The sequence below is a fragment of the Pseudoalteromonas sp. SCSIO 43210 genome, assembly GCF_054133285.1.
On sequence record NZ_CP087225.1, the window covers coordinates 2,577,471 to 2,597,003 of the forward strand.

General features: G+C 39.5%; 21 protein-coding genes. 6 read left to right on the forward strand and 15 right to left on the reverse strand.

Going from position 1 to position 19,533, the window contains the following annotated elements; translation table 11 throughout:
* Positions 1-167: 167 nt before the first annotated feature.
* On the reverse strand, positions 168-1,058 hold the full coding sequence (locus LOS73_RS11040) for a TIGR01777 family oxidoreductase (protein ID WP_008138320.1): 891 nt from the start codon (positions 1,056-1,058) through the stop codon (positions 168-170).
* 170 nt (positions 1,059-1,228) lie between these two features.
* Between LOS73_RS11040 and LOS73_RS11045 the strand changes: the two genes are divergently transcribed.
* Positions 1,229-2,266, forward strand: a complete 1,038-nt coding sequence (locus tag LOS73_RS11045) for an AI-2E family transporter (RefSeq protein ID WP_033031760.1) — start codon at positions 1,229-1,231, stop codon at positions 2,264-2,266.
* 44 nt (positions 2,267-2,310) lie between these two features.
* Here LOS73_RS11045 and LOS73_RS11050 read toward each other — a convergent pair whose 3' ends face one another.
* From LOS73_RS11050 to LOS73_RS11075, 6 genes are all read right to left on the reverse strand, one after another.
* The gene (locus LOS73_RS11050; RefSeq protein ID WP_457933637.1) at positions 2,311-3,393 is read right to left on the reverse strand and encodes a flavin monoamine oxidase family protein; all 1,083 of its coding nucleotides are present in this window, start codon (positions 3,391-3,393) and stop codon (positions 2,311-2,313) included.
* Positions 3,394-3,432: 39 nt separating this feature from the next.
* Positions 3,433-3,843 (reverse strand): hypothetical protein, encoded by a 411-nt coding sequence (locus LOS73_RS11055; RefSeq protein WP_457933638.1) that lies wholly within the window; start codon positions 3,841-3,843, stop codon positions 3,433-3,435.
* Positions 3,830-5,167, reverse strand: coding sequence for an ATP-binding protein (locus LOS73_RS11060; RefSeq protein ID WP_007375448.1), 1,338 nt, complete (start codon positions 5,165-5,167; stop codon positions 3,830-3,832). Before LOS73_RS11060 ends, LOS73_RS11055 begins: the two co-directional genes overlap by 14 nt.
* Complete coding sequence (locus LOS73_RS11065) at positions 5,161-5,835, reverse strand: response regulator transcription factor (RefSeq protein ID WP_007375447.1); 675 nt, start codon at positions 5,833-5,835, stop codon at positions 5,161-5,163. The genes LOS73_RS11060 and LOS73_RS11065 overlap by 7 nt, the downstream gene beginning before the upstream one ends.
* 3 nt (positions 5,836-5,838) lie before the next feature.
* Complete coding sequence (locus LOS73_RS11070; protein WP_007375446.1) at positions 5,839-6,102, reverse strand: PepSY domain-containing protein; 264 nt, start codon at positions 6,100-6,102, stop codon at positions 5,839-5,841.
* A 148-nt stretch (positions 6,103-6,250) separates the two neighbouring features.
* Complete coding sequence (locus tag LOS73_RS11075; protein ID WP_033022975.1) at positions 6,251-6,553, reverse strand: YciI family protein; 303 nt, start codon at positions 6,551-6,553, stop codon at positions 6,251-6,253.
* Positions 6,554-6,742: 189 nt separating this feature from the next.
* Between LOS73_RS11075 and LOS73_RS11080 the strand changes: the two genes are divergently transcribed.
* Positions 6,743-8,167 carry a sodium-dependent transporter gene (locus LOS73_RS11080; RefSeq protein ID WP_007375444.1) on the forward strand — a complete coding sequence of 475 codons (1,425 nt, stop codon included), beginning with the start codon at positions 6,743-6,745 and terminating at the stop codon, positions 8,165-8,167.
* A gap of 69 nt (positions 8,168-8,236) precedes the next feature.
* Here LOS73_RS11080 and LOS73_RS11085 read toward each other — a convergent pair whose 3' ends face one another.
* On the reverse strand, positions 8,237-8,878 hold the full coding sequence (locus tag LOS73_RS11085; RefSeq protein ID WP_457933639.1) for a CPBP family intramembrane glutamic endopeptidase: 642 nt from the start codon (positions 8,876-8,878) through the stop codon (positions 8,237-8,239).
* 66 nt (positions 8,879-8,944) lie between these two features.
* Positions 8,945-9,520, reverse strand: coding sequence for an inner membrane-spanning protein YciB (locus LOS73_RS11090; RefSeq protein WP_033028426.1), 576 nt, complete (start codon positions 9,518-9,520; stop codon positions 8,945-8,947).
* A gap of 191 nt (positions 9,521-9,711) precedes the next feature.
* Here LOS73_RS11090 and LOS73_RS11095 point away from each other — a divergent pair, with 191 nt between their 5' ends.
* Both LOS73_RS11095 and LOS73_RS11100 read left to right on the forward strand, forming a co-directional pair.
* Positions 9,712-9,981 (forward strand): HU family DNA-binding protein, encoded by a 270-nt coding sequence (locus LOS73_RS11095; RefSeq protein ID WP_033028425.1) that lies wholly within the window; start codon positions 9,712-9,714, stop codon positions 9,979-9,981.
* 381 nt (positions 9,982-10,362) lie between these two features.
* Positions 10,363-10,941 (forward strand): type 1 glutamine amidotransferase domain-containing protein, encoded by a 579-nt coding sequence (locus LOS73_RS11100; RefSeq protein ID WP_033028424.1) that lies wholly within the window; start codon positions 10,363-10,365, stop codon positions 10,939-10,941.
* A gap of 64 nt (positions 10,942-11,005) precedes the next feature.
* On the opposite strand, the gene trpA is transcribed toward LOS73_RS11100, so the two are convergent.
* Genes trpA through LOS73_RS11130 form a run of 6 tightly spaced genes read right to left on the reverse strand, consistent with a single transcriptional unit; the run spans position 11,006 to position 17,594 of the window.
* On the reverse strand, positions 11,006-11,827 hold the full coding sequence (trpA, locus tag LOS73_RS11105) for a tryptophan synthase subunit alpha (protein ID WP_007375438.1): 822 nt from the start codon (positions 11,825-11,827) through the stop codon (positions 11,006-11,008).
* A complete protein-coding gene (trpB, locus tag LOS73_RS11110) occupies positions 11,824-13,008 on the reverse strand; it encodes a tryptophan synthase subunit beta (protein ID WP_007375437.1) in 1,185 nt (394 codons plus the stop codon). The genes trpA and trpB overlap by 4 nt, the downstream gene beginning before the upstream one ends.
* 7 nt (positions 13,009-13,015) lie before the next feature.
* Positions 13,016-14,380 carry a bifunctional indole-3-glycerol-phosphate synthase TrpC/phosphoribosylanthranilate isomerase TrpF gene (trpCF, locus tag LOS73_RS11115; RefSeq protein WP_033028423.1) on the reverse strand — a complete coding sequence of 455 codons (1,365 nt, stop codon included), beginning with the start codon at positions 14,378-14,380 and terminating at the stop codon, positions 13,016-13,018.
* Entirely contained in the window at positions 14,373-15,410 is a 1,038-nt protein-coding gene (gene trpD / locus LOS73_RS11120) for an anthranilate phosphoribosyltransferase (protein WP_002961580.1), read from the reverse strand. Before trpD ends, trpCF begins: the two co-directional genes overlap by 8 nt.
* Positions 15,411-15,421: 11 nt before the next feature.
* Positions 15,422-16,024 (reverse strand): aminodeoxychorismate/anthranilate synthase component II, encoded by a 603-nt coding sequence (locus LOS73_RS11125; RefSeq protein ID WP_033028422.1) that lies wholly within the window; start codon positions 16,022-16,024, stop codon positions 15,422-15,424.
* A 1-nt stretch (position 16,025) separates the two neighbouring features.
* Positions 16,026-17,594, reverse strand: a complete 1,569-nt coding sequence (locus LOS73_RS11130) for an anthranilate synthase component 1 (protein ID WP_033028421.1) — start codon at positions 17,592-17,594, stop codon at positions 16,026-16,028.
* A gap of 464 nt (positions 17,595-18,058) precedes the next feature.
* Between LOS73_RS11130 and rnm the strand changes: the two genes are divergently transcribed.
* Together rnm and LOS73_RS11140 are read left to right on the forward strand one after the other, a co-directional pair.
* Complete coding sequence (rnm, locus tag LOS73_RS11135; RefSeq protein WP_007375433.1) at positions 18,059-18,913, forward strand: RNase RNM; 855 nt, start codon at positions 18,059-18,061, stop codon at positions 18,911-18,913.
* Positions 18,910-19,530: an L-threonylcarbamoyladenylate synthase gene (locus tag LOS73_RS11140; protein ID WP_007375432.1), complete on the forward strand. Its 621-nt coding sequence runs from the start codon at positions 18,910-18,912 to the stop codon at positions 19,528-19,530. The genes rnm and LOS73_RS11140 overlap by 4 nt, the downstream gene beginning before the upstream one ends.
* The last annotated feature ends 3 nt before the right edge of the window (positions 19,531-19,533 follow it).

The following is a 19,533-nucleotide window of genomic DNA, read 5'->3' on the forward strand; positions in this document are numbered from 1 at the left end:
GTTTACCAAAGCCCTTCTGTTGAAGGGCTTTTTTTATGTAGAGGATTAATACTAACCTGCATAAATACTTGAGTAATTTAACGAATTAAATAATTCTTAAACGTTGTTAATTTAGAACAACTAGATACAAAATCTAGCTTAATTTTGGCGCAGTTTATTTATAATGACTAAGTCAAACTTTCTAGGGCTGATTTAATATCAGGGTGATGAAAGCGATAATTATGAGCTTGCGCCTTACGTGGGATAACAAATTGCCCAGTGGTTAATAAATCTGACATTTCACCCATTAGCAGTTTAAGTACTGCGGTTGGCATAGCGATAAATGCAGGCCGCGACAATGCATTCCCTAAGCTTTTACTAAACTCGGCATTACTGACCGGGTTTGGTGCTGTTGCGTTAACTGGGCCTGAAATTTCTGGATGCTTAATTATAAAGAGTATTAGCTGAATCATATCGTCAATGTGTATCCACGACATACCTTGCTCTCCGTTACCAATCGGGCCGCCTAAGCATAATTTAAAAGCGGGTAGCATTTTACCTAATGCCCCACCTTTTTTAGCTAAAACAATACCCGTTCGTAAAAGGCACACTCTGGTTTGTTCTGATTGCGCGAGTAAAGCTGCATTTTCCCACTCTTTACAAAGCTGGTGGCTAAATTCGTCGTGTGGGTTTTCAAAAGTTTCATCAATAGGGTTACTATTTTGTCGACCATAAAAACCAACGGCACTACCTGATATAAAAGTATGTGGGGGAGTGTTACTGGCTTTAATTGCTTCACTAATTTGCTGTGTAACACCAATACGGCTGTCTCGTATTATGTGTTTTTGTTTGTCACTCCAACGTTTATTAACAATCGGTTCGCCAGCTAGATTAATAACAATATCAACGCTGTTAAAATCCACTGAATTAACATTGCTTACGGCTTTAACTTTATGGCCCAATAATACGTTTGCTTTAGTCGGGTTTCGGCTAAGCACAGTAACCGTGTTATGGTGAAGTAAAAAAGGGCATAAGTGCTTACCAATTAATCCGGTCGCGCCAGTAACAAATATATGCATTATTAATCCTTACAATAAAATAGTAGCAAGTGATTAAAAAACATACTCGCTAGCAAACAGCTTTGCAAATTTATACGTAAAGCATACTTTTATGATCACTTGGTAATTATTTCATTTCATTAGCTTTTGCCTTACACTGGGACAATATAATTAATAAAAGGATTAGTGAGTTGGCAAATTTAACTGGAGTGAATAAAAGTTTAATAGTTTTTGCTGCCTTGGTCGTTGTACTTGCGGGTATAAAAGCAGCAAGTGTAATTATTATTCCATTTATTCTAGCGGCGTTTATTGCCATTATTTGTAATCCATTTATTAAGTTTTTCGCGCGATATCGAATTCCCAAAGGTATTGCTGTTATGTTAGTGGTACTAATTATTGTTGGTTTAGGCGTAAGCTTAGGTGGGCTTGTTGGGCAGTCCATAAACGATTTTTCGCAGCAGCTTCCTGAATATAAAACACAGCTTAAAGAAGAGTTTGTATGGCTGGTCGATTTAGCATCTCAATACAACATATTGATTAATAAAGAACAGTTAATCAATATGTTCGATCCAGGAAAAATGGTCGATGTAGCCACGGATATGCTCACTGGTTTAGGTGGGGTAATGGCCAACATGTTTTTAATTATTTTAACGGTTGTGTTTATGCTGTTTGAAGGGCCGATGCTGAGTAATAAAATACACATGGCCCTTGATGATCCCGATAGTAAAATGAAACAAATAGACCGCTTCTTAGAATCGATAAACTCCTATCTTGCTATTAAAACATTAGTGAGTTTAGCCACCGGTATAATCGCTGCATTTTATTTATGGATTTTAGATATCGATTATTTTGTACTGTGGGGAGTATTAGCGTTTATGTTTAATTACATTCCTAATATTGGATCAATTATCGCAGCTGTACCTGCGGTATTACTTGCCCTTATTACTCAAGGCCCATTAGTGGCAGGACTTGTTGCTGCAGGGTACTTAACGATAAATACGGTAATGGGCAATATTGTAGAACCTAAATTTTTAGGTAAAGGGCTGGGTCTTTCAACATTAGTGGTGTTTTTATCATTAATATTTTGGGGTTGGTTACTAGGCACTGTAGGTATGCTTTTATCTGTGCCATTAACTATGATTGTAAAAATAGGCTTAGAAGCCAGTGCCGAAGGTAAGTGGGTTGCCACTTTATTGGGCAGTGGTGAAGACGCCGCCAAAAATAACTAGTCGCTGTAACTATCAAGGGCTGGATAAATTACAGCTCTTGATTGCTAAAGACTAATGATTGAATTAATAGCTTCGTCAACTGCATTTATTGCACCCTCTAAGTATCCTGCTTCTTGTTTTGCAAATTCACTCGCTACAAAATGAATATTTAGGTTACTTAGCTGCTCACCCAAGCCTGAAAAATTAAATTCAGGGTGTTGTGAAGACTGAGTACGGTCGTCCTCATTGGCTACAAGCTCATCCTCTGCCCAGTCTTTAATAAAGTACCCTGTTGCCTTTTTAGCATCCTGACCATAAAAGTAGCTAAGCTGCTGGACACAGGCTTGAATTAACTGCTCTTTAGTTACTTCGCTTCGTGATAAGTAGGGCACACCTATAAAACCAAATAATGCGGCGTAATTATCATCTTCAGCACTGGCATCGTGAATTTCGACCATAGGGCCGACACGGCTAAAGCATTGTCCTGATAAGTTATTATCACGCCAAAATGCATGTTCAAAAGTAGCTATAAACTTGGCTTGTCCTGCCATCCATGTCGGTACGCTGTTGAGGCGGCTTATGAGTGTTGGAGTAGCCCATTGTTCAGGTGTTAAATGGGCTGTCACCATGCGTGCAGGAATTGCTGACATTAGTTTGTTCGTATTGAAGTGTTTTATATTACCTAAATGGTTCACTGTAATTTGCCAGCTATCACCGCTCTTTTTAAGCTCAGTGACATTGTGGTTTAACAATACAAAATCTGGATTAAGTTGCTCATACAATGCAGTTATTAAGGTATTCATACCGTGTTTGAGCCTAAATAATTGCATCTCTCCAGCGGCTGCAATTTGTTGTGGTTGCTCTGAATGTGGCGATTGGTATAAAACATCGCCTTTGGTGTATTGCTCAAATAGACTCAAGTTGAGTGACTTGATTAGCGCTTGAATTTTTGGTTGGTGAGGAAATATCCACGTAGGGCCCAAATCAAAACTAACACCACTATTTATTGGTGATTGCGCCGAATAAATTCTGCCACCTAATTGCGATTTAGCTTCTAATAATAAATATGGGGCATTAAGTAGTTGCAACTGATACGCACTGTATAAGCCCGCCAGCCCGCCACCTATAATAATTACAGGTTTAATCATTTTATTACCTATAAGCAATCGATTAGTAGATTGCTTGTTTTAAAATGGTTTTTTAAGTGCATCAGTAAATTGGTTGATAAGTTGGATTTCACAGATTTTATAACTAATAGCCGCAGTTGTTGCATTAGGGAGTTTTAATAAATAACGCCATTGGCAAGCGCTTTCTATGTATTTTTCATTATTACTAATGCTGCGCATAAATAATGGAAGTATTTGGGTATTACCTGTACTTTCTTGTGATGTAGTGAGTTCGTATTTACGCTTTTGTATCCAACTGCCTTGCACTAGTTTTGCTTTATTTATTTGTGCATCTAGACATTGTATATAACGCTTAGCTTCATCCGTGGTTGCTTTTTTTACTAAAGTACACGCTTCATCAGCAAAACTGTATTGGCTAATTACTAACAGTACAATTGCAGTTAGCCTTAATAAATTATTACTTTTTATCATTATAATTAAACTCTAAAATAAATTGAGCACCGCCCAAGTTATCAGCTTTAGTGATAGTGAGAGTACCGTGATACGACTTAACTAAATCAGATACAATTGCCATACCCACACCGTGTCCGCTTTCATATGTATCTAGGCGTGTACCACGAGTGAGTAAAGACTCGCGTTTGTCTTCTGGTACACCAGGACCATCATCGCTAATACCAATACACAGAGTTTTACTTTGGGCTACTTGTATTTCGACTTGTGAACGACATGCTTTACAGGCGTTATCAATTAAATTACCCAATAGTTCCATTAAATCGGTTTGATCACCTAAAAAGTAGTCTTTATCTGTTACTGTGCAACTAAAAATAATATCTTTATCACGATACACTTTTGCCATAGCACTTAAAATAGAATCGAGAACTGGCTTAATTGGCGTTTGTTTCTTCCAAGTATCAGAGGCACCGGTTGCTGCGCGTTTTAATTGGTGCTCGATCATCACATTAATACGGTCAAGCTGCTCTTGTGCATCTGCATCATTAGCCAGCGGGCTTGATTTCAAAACAGCTAGTGGTGTTTTAAGCGCGTGTGCAAGGTCGCTCAATGAGGCTCTGTAGCGCTCTTTCTGACGTTGTTGAGAATCAAGGAGTAAGTTTAAATCGGACTTAATAGTTTGCAACTCAATGGGGTATAACCCTTTAATTTCTTGGATATCGCCAGACTCGATCGCTTTTATTTCTTTATCAAGTCGTTGCAGTGGCCGTGCACTCCAAATAAAACCAACCGCCATAAGACCCGCGATTGCAATGCCCATTATAAACATCCAATCAACAAGTGTTTGCTTAAAACCGTCCATTAAACGCAGTAGGGCATCGTTACGTTTAACTAATATGAAGCGTGCCTGTTCTGATTGATCTATGTTGTTTAAAATAACAGTAAGGCTAAGTTGCCAGTACGCAGTGTTTTTATATTCAACTCGTCTAAAGTCCGCTGCACCTGCTTTTGTTTCTACCTGCTGAGGTACAAAATTAACGTTAACAGCTGATTCAGAATGCCAAATGGGTTCATCGTCACGATAGATCATTGCGTAAGTATCGGAGTTTAGTCTATTTAACTCAGGCGCTAAAATTGTACTTGGCATAATAATGCCATGCTCAGTAAAGTCGACTTCAGATATAAGCGAGTATAGCTGTGCTTCGAGAGTTTTTTCTGTCGCATCAACAAGTGAAGCGTAATACGCTTTGCCAATTGAATAAAACAGGATTGGGAGTGCGACTAATAAAACAAAGACAAGGATAAATCCTTGCCTTATTTTTAACGATATTTGCGGTATTACCACTGACTTTTAAGCCTGTAACCGCGCCCACGTAGTGTCTCTACTGGGTTTAATACACCCTCAGGGTCAAGTTTCTTGCGTAAACGCAGTACAAATACTTCGATAACATTTGAATCAAGGTCAAAATCTTGATCGTAAATGTGCTCAGTCAATTCTGATTTTGAGATTACTTTTTGCGGGTTTACCATTAAATATTCAAGCACTTTATATTCGTAAGCGGTTAGGCTGAGCTCTTTATCATCAACCCAAACTTGCTGCGAGCGTGTATGGATTTTGATTGGGCCTGCTGTCATTTCTGGGTTTGCCTTACCGGCACTACGACGAATTAATGCATTACAACGTGCAATAAGCTCTTCAACGTGAAATGGTTTTGTAAGATAATCGTCTGCGCCAGCATCTAAACCTTCTACTTTGTCCTGCCAGCGATCACGCGCTGTTAAAATTAGAATAGGGATAGTAATACCTTGTGCACGTGCTTTATTAATCAGTTCGATACCGTCTATTTTAGGTAAACCTAAATCAACAACGGCCATATCAAGCGGATATTCAGTAATATGGAAAAGACCTGCTTCACCATCGTGGCATAAATCCACGCTGTAACGTTCTTTTTCTAAAGCATTACGTAGGTTATCTGCTAAATGTAAATCGTCTTCTATAACTAAAATTCGCATCGGTTAATCCTTTTTTACTTCGCCAGTTTTTTTATTTATATGTAAATCGACGACATGGCCGTCAGATTTGAGTATTCGCACTGTATAAAAGTCAGTTTGTTCAGAAATCTTAAGCGTTTTACCGTTAATGGTTTTTTTTGCGAGTATTACAGCCTTTTTTTTGCTTACTTCAGCTTTAGCCGTTGGATTTGTGGCTGTTGTATTTACTTGAGAAAAACTAGCAAAGCTAGTACAAGCAATAAAAGTAAGACTTAATAATATGCGCATGATAGAACCCCTAGACCAAACACACTTAGTTTAATTAACTAAGTTACTAAAATTCAAGTAAAAACACTAAATTAGCTTTTACTTTAACAATTTTAATTAAAAACCCGTGAACAAACCCTGAACTATGTTAATAAGCGATTATTTATAGTTAAGCAGGGAACACTTTTTTAAATGGTTTAACAACAGTATTTTCATATACGCCTGCGGCAACATACGGATCAGCCGCAGCCCATTCACGCGCGGCTTCTATTGAATCAAACTCAGCCACAACGAGTGAACCGGTAAAACCAGCCTCTTGAGGATCTTCACTGTCAACTGCTGGAAAAGGACCTGCAGTAAATAAGCGATTTTGTGAATCAAGCTCATTAAGACGTTCCAAGTGTGCTGGGCGTGCTGCTTTTCTAAGCTCTAAGCTGTTTTCAACATCTGTTGAGTGAATCATGTACAACATAAGAAATCTCATAAAAATTGTTAAATTTGATTAACGCAATACTATCACAGCGTTGAAAATTGGTGAATTAAAAGCGTATTTAGGCAGGTTTACACTTCGATTTTATTTTTACACTGTATTTGCTTGAAAATATCTGTGTAACACTGGTAGAGTCGCTGAAATATACAAAATAATAAAAAGGTTTTATGCATGAGCGATAATAGAGAGCGATTTAGTTCCCGTCTCGGATTCATACTAGCGGCAGCAGGTTCTGCTGTGGGTATTGGTAATTTAGTTGGTTTTCCTGTTTCTGCTACCAAAAATGGTGGTGGCGCATTTTTATTAATTTATGCTTTATTTGTCGTATTCATTTGCTTACCTGTCATGATGGCTGAAATGGCAATGGGCCGTAATGCTCAAAAAGATCCACTCGGCTCGTACAAGTTGTTGGCAAACAATGACAAAAAGTGGAAGTTTGCAGGGTTTTTAGCTGTGCTTACACCATTTATGATTGCAGTGTTTTACATGGTAATTACAGTGTGGATTTTCGGCTACTTAATGCAAACTGGTTTGGGGAATTTAGATTTACTCGCTGAACCTAGCCATTTTGGTGTTTTTATTAACAGCTACACTGTTTTTGGTTACATGGCGGTAGTGGTAATTATTGTTAACTTAATTTTATTAGGGGGTGTTAAGCAAGGCATAGAAAAAGCCGCTAAATTTCTGATGCCAGCACTTCTAGTCATGCTTCTTGCTTTAGTTATTTATGTATTAACACTTGATAATGCAATGGCAGGTGTTAAATATTATATTATCCCTGATTTTTCTAAAATGAGTGCAAGCGTACTTAATGGGGCGCTAAGCCAAGCATTTTTCTCGTTGTCGTTAGGTATGGGTATATTAATGACTTACGCGTCGTATATATCTAAAAAAGATGACATTGTAAGTAGTGCAAAAATGGTAGCAATTACTGACTCGTTAGTCGCCTTTGTCGCAGGTCTTATGGTGTTACCGGCTATATTTAGTTTTGATCCAAACACAGACCCATCAGCACTTTCTGACTCGTCAGTTTCGATGATTTTTGTGTATTTGCCGAAAATATTATTAGCACTGCAAAATGATATCGGATACGTAGGCGCATCAATTGTAGCATTCTCGTTTTTCTTGTTGGTATTTTTTGCTGCAATTACGTCATTGGTATCTATTGTTGAAGTACCGACAGCCACATTAAGCGACCGCAAAGGAATTAGCCGTAAAAAAGCATTGGGTATTTTAACACTTACAACTGGCGTGCTAACTATTTTATGTACTATGTCGTTTGGTATGATTGACAGCCTTACCTCGTTTACCAGTTATGGCGGTGTAAATAAGAGCTTTTTTGATATTATTGTTGATGTATTCTACGACACAATTTTACCGCTTAACGGCTTAATGGTGTGTTTGTTTGTAATGTACCGCTGGAAAAAAGCACGTTTAACACAAGAGCTAAGCTTAGGCTCGCCTAATTATGCTGGTAGCTTAATGGAAAAATACGTTAATTTTTCACTTTCAACGTTTATTCCAATTATTTTAGCGGTGATATTTATAAATACAGTCGCGACTAAGTTTTTTGCTCTAAAAATATTTGGCTTTTAAATACAGACCCAATTATATAAGCCGTACTTGTTGCGGCTTTTTTGTATGTAAATTTAAATAAAGGTTACTTTAATTAAATGCGCCTGAGTCGAGATAGCTGCCAATGCCAAGGGTAAACATCCAAAGCCCCCATAAGCTATGCTCAATAACGCACACAAAGGTTGAGCGGCTTTTTGCGTAGGTATAAGCAAACAGTAAGCCACCTAAAAATGCTAAGGCTACTGCAATCCAATTTGCATACACAATATGCGCCAACGCAAATACACTCGCACTAACTACAATACGCACTGCTTTTTTTGGCATGATGCGTTTATAACGATGAAAAAAATACGTTCTGAATATTAATTCTTGAGGAATAACCGACAGTATTGGGTAGAGCACCAACAGTAAAAGCCAATCATTAAACGAGTTACGGGGAAGGGTAAACCAGTTGCCTTGATAAATAATCCCGTAAAACATGCCTGAGAACAGCGCACCTAAAAAAAAGAAGCTAAACACACGCTTTTTAACAGCAGAAAATTGCCCAAGGCTTGTGAGTCTAAACCGTTTAAAATGGGGGTCGCCTAGTAGCAACATACAACACACACTCATAAGTATAATAAGCGCAGGGATAAGCCAGTTAGCTAAATGCTCACGTAATCCAAAGCCGAATATAGGCAGTAATACAAAAATGAGGGTAAATTCAAACCAGCGGTATTGATTAGCGTTCAAAATCGTCTCAACTTGTTTTTTTAATAAGCTAACAAGCTAAGACGACACTTTTATGACGAGGGGGGGTTACTTTGCTGTTTCCTCTTCATCAGGGAGGTATTTGTACAAGGCAATAATAGTGGCAAAAATACTTACAAAGGTAATCCCCATTAAACCAAACACTTTAAAGTTAACCCAAAAGTCGAGCGAAAAATTATATGCAATATAAATGTTTAGTGCTGCGATGCCAGCAGTAATTACAACCCACATTAAATTAAGCTTATCCCATAACGGTTCTGGGACAACAATGGCTTGTTTTGTATCATTAGCGTTTTCGAGGATTGAGCTAAGCGCTTTTTTAACGAGATTTTTATTAAGTACATAACGGCTAACAAGTAACGTTAAACTTAAACCTGCATATATGAGTGTTGCTTTCCATTTAATGTATTGCTCATCATGAAGTACCAGCGTTAACGTACCAAACACGGCAGCAATGCCAAAAAATATCCAATGGCGAGTAGGCACATTGCCATGTTTAAAGTAGCTATAAGCAACTTGAATGAGCGTAGTGGCCATTAATAAACCAGTAGCCCAGTAAATATCGACGAGTTTAAACACTGCAAAAAACAGTATGAGTGGAATGTATTCAATTAATGCGTGCATAGTCTACCTAAATTATACAAAAAAGAGTCAAAGGCTTTTTACCACATAAAGCTTAGCAACTACAAGGTTGACTTGTTGCCCTGTAACCCTTAGCCTGCGTGGCTTTATTACCAATTTGGTTTGGTATTTTTCATATCATCATATTCCCACGCTTAACCAACACTGATTTGGCGTGTATTTAGGAGCCTAAAATGAATAAAGCAGAACTCGTTGCAGCCATTGCACACAAAAGTGAATTAACAAAAAAAGATTCTCAAGCGGCACTTTCAAGCTTGCAAAAAGTCATTACTAAATCGCTTTCTGAGGGCGATCAAGTTCAAATTAATGGCTTTGGTACCTTTGCGCTAAGTTATTACCCAGCGCGTACTGGGCGTAACCCACAAACAGGGGCTGCAATTGAAATAGAAGGCGCAAATAAAGCGGTTTTTAAACCTGCTAAGGCTTTAAAAAACCTGCTTTAAATTTATTTAAGGTTTTAACCTCGTATTGATAGATAAGTTACATGAGCGCGAAGTAAATTCGCACCTACGGGTATATGCTGTAGATCAGGATTACACGTCGCGTTTAATGGCTTTAAATTACATGAGCGCGAAGTAAGCGCACCAATGGGGAAATATGCTGTAGGTGAGGTTTTATACCTCGCTTTTGGTGGTGTAAAATTACATGAGCTGGAAATAAAGTCGCACTTATGTACATTATTCATAATCTCTAAATAATTTACATGGCATTATAAATCCTAATTAAATTTACTCCTTTATTTTCAATTGCTTGTTATCGGCACGCATCGTGCTTTTTTAATTGTGTATTTTAAATATAACTTTTAAGAAAATAAGGAGATCTCAATGAGTACATTACAAATAAGCACACGTTTACAAGGCAAAAAAATCGCAATTTTAGCCACTGATGGATTTGAGCAAAGTGAGCTTTTATCTCCACGCAGCGCATTACTTGATGCTGGTGCAAACATCGAAATAGTATCAATTAAAGAAGGCCAAATTACTGGCTGGGATGAAGACAAGTGGGGCGATAAAGTAACAGTAGATAAACTAGTTACAGACGCGGATCCTGCTGATTACGACGCGCTTATGCTTCCTGGTGGTTTATTTAACCCAGACAGTTTACGCCAAGATAAAGATGCTAAAGCATTTATTGATGGCTTTTTTGGCGCAGAAAAAAACAAACCCGTTGCTGCTATTTGCCATGCGCCGTGGTTGTTAGCTGAAATTAATAAATTGCGCGACCGTACCATTACCTCTTTCCCTAGTATTAAAAGCGATTTAATTAATGCAGGTGCTAATTGGGTTGACCAAGAAGTATGTGTAGATAAAGGTTTAGTAACAAGCCGAAGCCCAGCTGATTTGGAAGCATTTAATGCTAAATTTATTGAAGAGATTTTAGAGGGTAAACACCAAGCTCACTAATTTGCTTTTCAAAAACAAAAAAGGGCATTTAAATGCCCTTTTTTAATGTGTAAATTTACACTTTTTATAATGCGGTTGCGGCTTTCATTTCACTAACAAATGCTTTTAACTGCGTTGTCATTGCGTCTAAATCGTTAAGGTTAGCTTCAATAATTTTAACTACAGCAGAGCCTGAAATAGCACCTGCTGCGCCTGCGTTAAGTGCGGCTTTTACATCATCTGGTGTTGAAATACCAAACCCTAAAAGAGCAGGAGCTGCATGGTATTCTTTTAATTTAGTGACAATATTACCCGCTGGCATTTGTGCTTTAGCATCGGTACCGGTAACACCAGCGCGCGATAGTAAATACGTATAACCACGACCGTAAGAGGCGCATTGGCGAAGTGTGTCATCATCTGCATTAGGTGTTGCAATAAAAATTGGGTCTACACCGTTATCCATTGCCGATTTTCTGAATATTTTAGATTCATGCAAAGGCACGTCAGCCACTAAAATAGAATCTACGCCTACCGCTTTTGCATCTTTGTAAAATGCTTCTATGCCGCGCTTAAAAACAAGGTTTGAGTAGAGTAATAATCCAATTGGAATATCGGCGTTGTACTCGCGTATTTCTTTAATGACATCAAAGCAATCTTGCGTGTTAATGTGCACATCAAGTGCGCGAATATTAGCTTTTTGAATTACAGGACCATCCGCAATCGGGTCAGAAAACGGAATACCAAGCTCAAGTGCATCAGCGCCGCCGTCAATTAGGCTTTTAATAATCGCAACACTTTGCTCTTTACCTGGGTCGCCAATTGTTACAAACGGTACAAACGCACCTTGTTTTTGCTCGTTAAGCGCTGCAAACATTTTACCGTAACGATCCGTTTTTACTTGGCTCATAGCTGACCTCTTTCAGTTAGTACATTGTGAACGTGTGCTAAATCTTTATCGCCACGACCACTCAAATTAATCACTATAACACTTTCCTCGGTTTGCTCTTCTGCGTATTTAAGCGCATAAGCTAACGCATGGCTTGATTCAAGCGCCGGAATGATCCCTTCATTTTTAGCAAGCGACTGAAACGCATCAAGCGCTTCTGTATCGGTAATACCCACATATTGAGCGCGACCAGTTTCGTGTAAAAATGCATGCTGAGGACCAACAGCTGGGTAATCAAGGCCTGCTGATACAGAGTAAGACTCTTCAATTTGGCCATCGTCATTTTGCATAATGTACGTATAAGTACCGTGTAATATACCTTTAGTGCCTTTACAAATTGTTGCACCGTGCTCATTTGTATCAAGCCCCTTACCTGCAGGCTCAACACCAATTAATTTAACGCCTGGCTCGTCAATAAAGTCAGTGAACATACCAATTGCGTTTGAACCACCACCAACACAGGCAATAACAGCGTCAGGTAAACGACCTTCGGCTTTAAGTACTTGTTGTTTAGCTTCTTCACCAATAACTTTTTGATACTCACGTACAATTGTTGGGAATGGGTGAGGACCAGCGGCTGTGCCTAGTAGGTAATGCGCGTCTTGATAATTTGCTGACCAGTCACGCAGGGCTTCATTTACTGCATCTTTTAATGTGCCAGAACCCGCTGTTACCGGAATAACCTCTGCGCCCATTAGCTTCATTCTAAATACGTTTGGTTGCTGACGTTCAACGTCTTTTGCGCCCATATAAATACGACATTTTAAACCCAGTAATGCACATGCAAGCGCTGTTGCAACACCGTGTTGACCTGCGCCTGTTTCAGCAATTACTTGTTTTTTACCCATACGCTTAGTAAGTAACGCTTGGCCAAGTACTTGGTTGGTTTTATGTGCGCCACCGTGTAATAAGTCTTCACGCTTTAGATACAGTTTTACTTTTGGGTTTTTAACTAAATTGCGCGTTAAAGTAAGTGGGGTAGGACGACCCGCATACTCGTTTAATAATTTACTTAGCTCAGCCTGAAACTCAGGATCTTTTTGTGCTTTGTTAAATTCGTTTTCTAACTGCTTAAGCGCAGGGACAAGTAACTCGGGTACAAACATACCGCCAAACTCGCCAAAATAAGCTGGATTTTGCATTTTAACCTCAATAATTTCTGATGCTTGTAAAAGCATTATGTAATTTGTTAGGGCACTTTTTACCCGCAGATTCTTCAACGCCTGAGTTTAAATCAAGGCCTAAGGCACCTTTAAAAAGCGCATCTTTAATATTGTCTGGATTTAAGCCTCCAGCGAGCATAAATGGAGTGGTTGCATCATGAAGCACCGACCAATCAAATGCTTTACCTGTACCGCCAGCTTGTGTATCGCTGTGTGTATCGTAAAGATGTCGGTTAACGCCATTTACAGGCGTTGGCAATGCATCTTTTATTGCTTGGGCTTTCCAAATCTCGCAGCCGGTAGGTAACTGTGTACGCAACTGAGCGATGTAATCGTCACTTTCTTGACCATGTAATTGAACTGCCGCCAACTTTAGCACACTTGCGTATTGAGCAACTTGATCAATTGGGGCATCTACAAACACACCCACAAAATTAAGCGGGGCACTTTGGCTAAGCTCTTTTGCGCAATCTAAATCAACATAGCGTGGCGATTTAGGATGAAAAATTAAACCACCGTAAATAGCACCATTTTGATATGCCGCTTGTGCATCTTGGCTACGTGTTAAACCACATACTTTATTGTCACCTAAAATAACACGGCGACATGCTTGCTCTAAATCACGCTCGCTCATAAGTGAGCTGCCAATTAAAAAACCATCGCATAATGGGGCTAAACGTTTTACGTCTTGATGGGTGTAAATCCCCGATTCCGAAATAACCACTTTATCAGCCGGAATAAGTTTGCGTAGCTTTTCGGTAGTGGCTAAATCGGTGCTTAAATCGCGTAAATCACGGTTATTAATACCAATAATTTGTGCATCAAGCGCAAGTGCACGGTGTACTTCTTCTTCATTACTTACTTCGGTTAATACCGACATATTCAGAGAATCGGCAACTGCGTGCAGTGCCTTATAGCTCTCGTCATCGAGTACTGAAAGCATCAGTAATATAGCGTCACCGCCATAAATACGCGCCATATATACTTGGTACTCATCTATAAAAAAGTCTTTACAGATAAGCGGTTGTTCTACTTGGCTGCGCACAAATTCAAGATAGTCAAAACTGCCTTGAAAATATTTAGCATCAGTTAACACGCTCATGCAGGTGGCGTATTTTTTATAAACTGAGGTAATTTCGGTTAAATCAAATGGCTTTCTAATTAACCCTTTTGAGGGCGATGCTTTTTTACACTCTAAAATAAACTGTGTGCCTGGGGCTGCTAATGCTTTGTAAAAACTACGGCTTGTAGGCACTGCAAGGTGTTTAAAGCTTTCAAGCGGACGTGCAGCTTTTCTTTCAATTAGTTCTAATTTTTTATCAGCAACAATTTTGTCTAATACATTAGCCATTACTTACCTCAATAATTGCATTTAGTGTGTTCATGGCTTGCCCTGAACTTAATAATGTTTGTACTTGTTTTGCCCCTTCTTTTAACGTTTCTGCTTTACCTGTTAGGTATAAAAGGGCAGCTACGTTAACCACAATAGCAGCATTATGTGCATCTGTGCCTTTGCCTTGCAAGATGGCGAGGCTAGCATTTGCGTTGTATTGTGGGCCTTCACCAGCGAGTTGTTCAAGTGAATAGTTTGCAAGGTCGAAGTCGCTTGGGTTTAGCGTGTACTGTGTAAGCTCGCCATTATTTAGCTCAACTACCGTTGTTGGACCGTGTAGAGCTATTTCGTCAGTGCCCGAGCCGTGAACAATCATAGCGCGCTTTGTGCCAAGGGTTTTAAGTGTTTGTGCCATTGGCATACATAACGCTTCGTTATACACACCTAACAATTGCACATCAGGTGCTGCTGGGTTAGCAAGCGGGCCTAAAATATTAAAAATAGTGCGTGTTTTAAGCGCTGTACGCACGCCCATCGCATGGCGTACGCCACTGTGATAGTGCGGTGCAAATAAAAAGGTAAAATTGGTTTGCTCAAGGCATTTTGCTGCCTGCTCTGGGCTCATATCTATATTAATGCCCAGCGCTTTTAGTAAGTCGGCAGAGCCTGAATTACTCGATACACTGCGATTACCATGTTTTACCATGTTAATGCCGGCAGCAGCGGCAACTATGGCTGCTGTTGTGCTTATATTAATTGTGTTTGAACCATCGCCGCCAGTGCCACAGCTATCGGCAAGTTGTGTACTGCTGGTAGTAAAAGCAACAGCGTTTTCGCGCATTGAGGCTGCAGCACCTGCTATTTCATCGCTTACTTCGCCTTTAATTTTAAGGCTTATTAGTAGGGCAGTTAGCTCAATCTCGCTCATGTTACCTTGCATTATTTCATCAAACAGTGCTTTGGCGTCTGCGTAGCTTAATGATTGCCCTGTAATTAGTTGTTCAATAGCGTGTTGAACATTTATGGGTTGTTCTGGTTGTGTACTCATAATGTCCTCTTTTATTTGGCGCGTGTTAAGTAAGCGACACTTTGCTGAAGTAGCATTGCGCCGTTTGGCGTCAGTATTGATTCTGGATGAAACTGGTAACCCAATGTGTTGTCATCATGATGATAAATAGCCATTGGGATATCTTCGTACTGGGCAATAACCTTAATATTATCAGGCACTTTTGTTGCCATTAATGAATGGTAACGTGCTACAGGCATTGTATTGCCCATACCATCAAATACAGGATGTTCGCCTAAATTAATAATTGAAGACTTACCATGTACGGTTTCACCCGCGTGACCGATTACTCCGCCATAGCTTTGTGTTAACGCTTGTTGGCCTAAACAAATGCCTAACATTGGGAAGTGGCCTTTAGAGAGTTCGATAAGCTCCATTAAACAGCCTGCATCGCTTGGTGTGCCGGGGCCAGGCGAAAGTACTAATAGCACTTGGCCTTGCTCTTGGCGCATTTTGTTAAAAATAACCTCAGCGCTAATGTTGTTTCTGTAAACAACCAGTTCGCAGCCAAGCATCGTTAGCTCATCAACTAAGTTATATGTGAATGAGTCAAAGTTATCTAAAAAATAGATTTTAATAGGATTCGCTTTACTCATTTTATACCGCCTTATACGTAGATTTTATGGCGGTGATAACCGCTTGTGCTTTAGCGCGAGTTTCGTTTGCTTCTGAAATAGGATCTGAGTCAAACACCACACCGGCACCAGCCTGTACATACGCGATATTATTTTTAACAAAAGCAGAGCGAATAACAATACAGCTATCCATTGCGCCATCACCGGTTAAGTAACCAACAGCGCCGCCATAACTGCCACGGCGTTTCCCTTCTGTTTGACGTACAAGCTCAGCAGCACGTACTTTTGGTGCACCAACAAGGGTGCCCATGTTCATACACGCTTGGTAAGCGTGTAGTGCATCAAGTTCTGGTTTTAATGTGCCAACAACGCGTGATACTAAATGCATTACCTGTGAATAGCGGTCTACTTTTAATAACTCTTTGGCAAAACGCGTACCTGCAACACTAATACGTGCTACGTCGTTACGGGCTAAATCAACGAGCATTAAATGCTCGGCGCGCTCTTTTTGATCGTTTCTTAGTTCCAACTCAATGCGGCTGTCTAGGTCTGGGTTTATTTGCCCGTTAGTAAATTTGCCGCGCGCTCGAGTACCAGCAATTGGGTAAACTTCTACTTGCTGATTACTTACGTCGTACTTAAGGGCCGACTCAGGAGACGCGCCAAATAATGCAAAGTCTTCATCGCGCATATAAAACATGTAAGGGCTTGGGTTTTGCTTTTTAAGCTGGCTATACGCATGTAAAGAATCAGGGCAAGGTAGTGAAAATGTACGCGACGGCACTACCTGAAAAATATCACCATCTACAATGTTCTTCTTAAGCTTAACAACTTGCTCGCAGTAAGTGTCATCGTCTATATCAACGCTTACCTCACATTCGCCACTTTGCATATCCGCACTAAATTCTGCTGCGTTATCGCAAAGTGTATTTAATCGTTCTAACTCTTCACCTACTTCAAAGCAGTTAGCGTGTACGTCTGGGCCATTAAATACATTACCAATGAGCTCAGTTGTTTGCTTTTGATGATCAATAACAACTAAGGTTTCGGCTAAGTAAAATACGTAATCTGGGCAGGTATTTTCACCATCAGGTACATCACTTAATTGCTCAAAGTTTGCCACCATATCGTAAGCAAATACGCCGCCTAAAAATAACGAAAATGGATTGTTAGTTGTGCTTTTAATACTGTTGATACACGTACGTAGTGCGCTAAATGCGTTATCAGCAATGAGCTTGCTCGCTTCGTCAGTATCGCCGCTAGTGTCTAAATAACAAAGGGTAAGTGTTTCGCCGTCCAAAGTGGCATCACAGCTTTTAACATTTGCCTGCAAGTAGCTAAGTAGTTGTTGCCCATTATTAGATTGAGCATTAATAGTGACTGTTTTACCTTGGCATACGATGCGCAGTGCACAGTCGACTAAAATTAAACTTTTTACACTGTCTTTAGAATCAATCTCAGCCGATTCAAGCAGTAGTGAGTTAGGCTTATCAAGTGCCGCGTATAATGCAAGAGGGCTACTAATATAGTCGCGTACTTGCGTAATGCTTGTTACTTCGCCTGGTGTGGTAGTTATATGACTAAAAATCAAACCTCATTCCCTCAAAAAATTAAACCCCGCAATGCGTTAGCAGTGCGGGGTTTGAATAACGATATCTAAATTACAAACAGATCATTACCGTCCCGCTATATCAGGCGCCACCACCAACGATGTGTAAGAGTAAGACCGTTATTCATGTTTTTCTGCCTCAAAATTTATTAAATATTTTTAACGTATATGTTTCGTAAAATTTAGTTATAAAAAAACCCGCATAGTTGCGGGTTTTGAATTTTTGCTAGACACGACAATTCATCACCCGAAAATTACGAGTGCCACCACCAAATAGTGTTTAAGTTTGAATTGATCATTATTGTTAATTCTTAATGTGTCTGAAAGTGGCTACAGTAAAACGTATCTTATGCTTTTGTGTCAAGTGTTTATTTAAAACAATTTAGTCAAAAAAGTTGTTATACTTACATAAACACCAGTAACCCTTAATTTTAAGCAGTTTTCTTTTGATAAAATATGATTTACATAGCCATACCACACATTCAGACGGGCGTTTAACGGTTGAAGAATTATTGCATCGCGCTGTTGATAAAAATATTGATGTGTTTGCTATTACCGATCATGACACTGTGGCAGCTATTAAGCCTGCTCAGCAATTTATTAAAGCAGAAAACTTACCGCTTTCATTAATAACGGGTACCGAAGTGTCTACCAAATGGGAAAGCTTCGAAATTCATATTGTAGGTTTAAATATTGATATTAATAATATTGACCTTACCTCTTTATTATCAGCTCAGCAGCAAAAGCGAGAAGAGCGTGCGCTAGAAATTGGCGCACGCCTTGCAAAAAATGGATTTGATGGCATTTACGAGCAAGCTAAAGAGCTGGCAAAGGATGCGCAAATTACGCGCGCACATTTTGCACGCGCCCTTATTGAGCGCGGTGTAGCTAAAAATTTCCCGGGTGTTTTTAAAAAGTACTTAGGGCGTGGTAAAACAGGTTACGTGCCAAGTTGCTGGTGCACTATGCAAACCGCTATTGAAGCAATACATGCCGCTGGTGGTGTTGCTGTACTTGCGCACCCAAGTAGCTATCAAATGTCAAACAAGTGGCTACGCAAATTATTAGTAGAATTTAAAAGTGTAGGAGGAGACGCAATGGAAGTTGCACAACCTCAACAGGCGCCAAGCGAACGTCAATTTTTAGGTGAACTCAGCCGTGAGTACGAACTACTTTGCTCGCAAGGGTCTGATTTTCATTTTCCGACAAGCTATTTAGAGCTTGGCAAAAATTTATACTTACCGAAAGACTGCCAAGGTGTTTGGCAAGTTTGGGAAGGACAAGAAGGGGCATTAACATGAGTCAATTATTCCATATTCATCCTGATAACCCGCAACCAAGATTGATTAGTCAAGCCGTTGATATTATTAAACAAGGCGGTGTTGTTGTTTACCCAACAGATTCGGGCTATGCCATTGGCTGTAACATTGGTAATAAGCAAGCCAAAGAGCGGATAGAGCGTATTCGTGGTATTGAAAAAAACGATAATTTTACGCTAGTTTGCCGTGATTTATCGGAGCTATCTACTTATGCACGTGTAGATAACCAGCTATTTAGATTAATTAAAAATAATACGCCAGGGCCTTATACCTTTATTTTTAAAGGCACAAAAGAAGTCCCTAAGCGTTTATTAAACGACAAGAAAAAAACCATTGGCATGCGTGTAATTGAACACCCAATTGCTTGTGCGTTACTTGCCGAACTTGGCGAGCCGCTAATGTCGTGTTCTTTAATTTTACCAGGGCAACAATTTACAGAATCAGATCCTGATGAAATATTAGAGCGATTAGATAAGCACGTTGATTTAATTATTCACGGTGGTTACTTGCCAGAGCAAGCAACCACAGTAATCGATTTGTCAGAAGATGAAGTTCAAATATTACGTGTTGGCTGTGGTGATACAAGCCCGTTTGAGTAATAA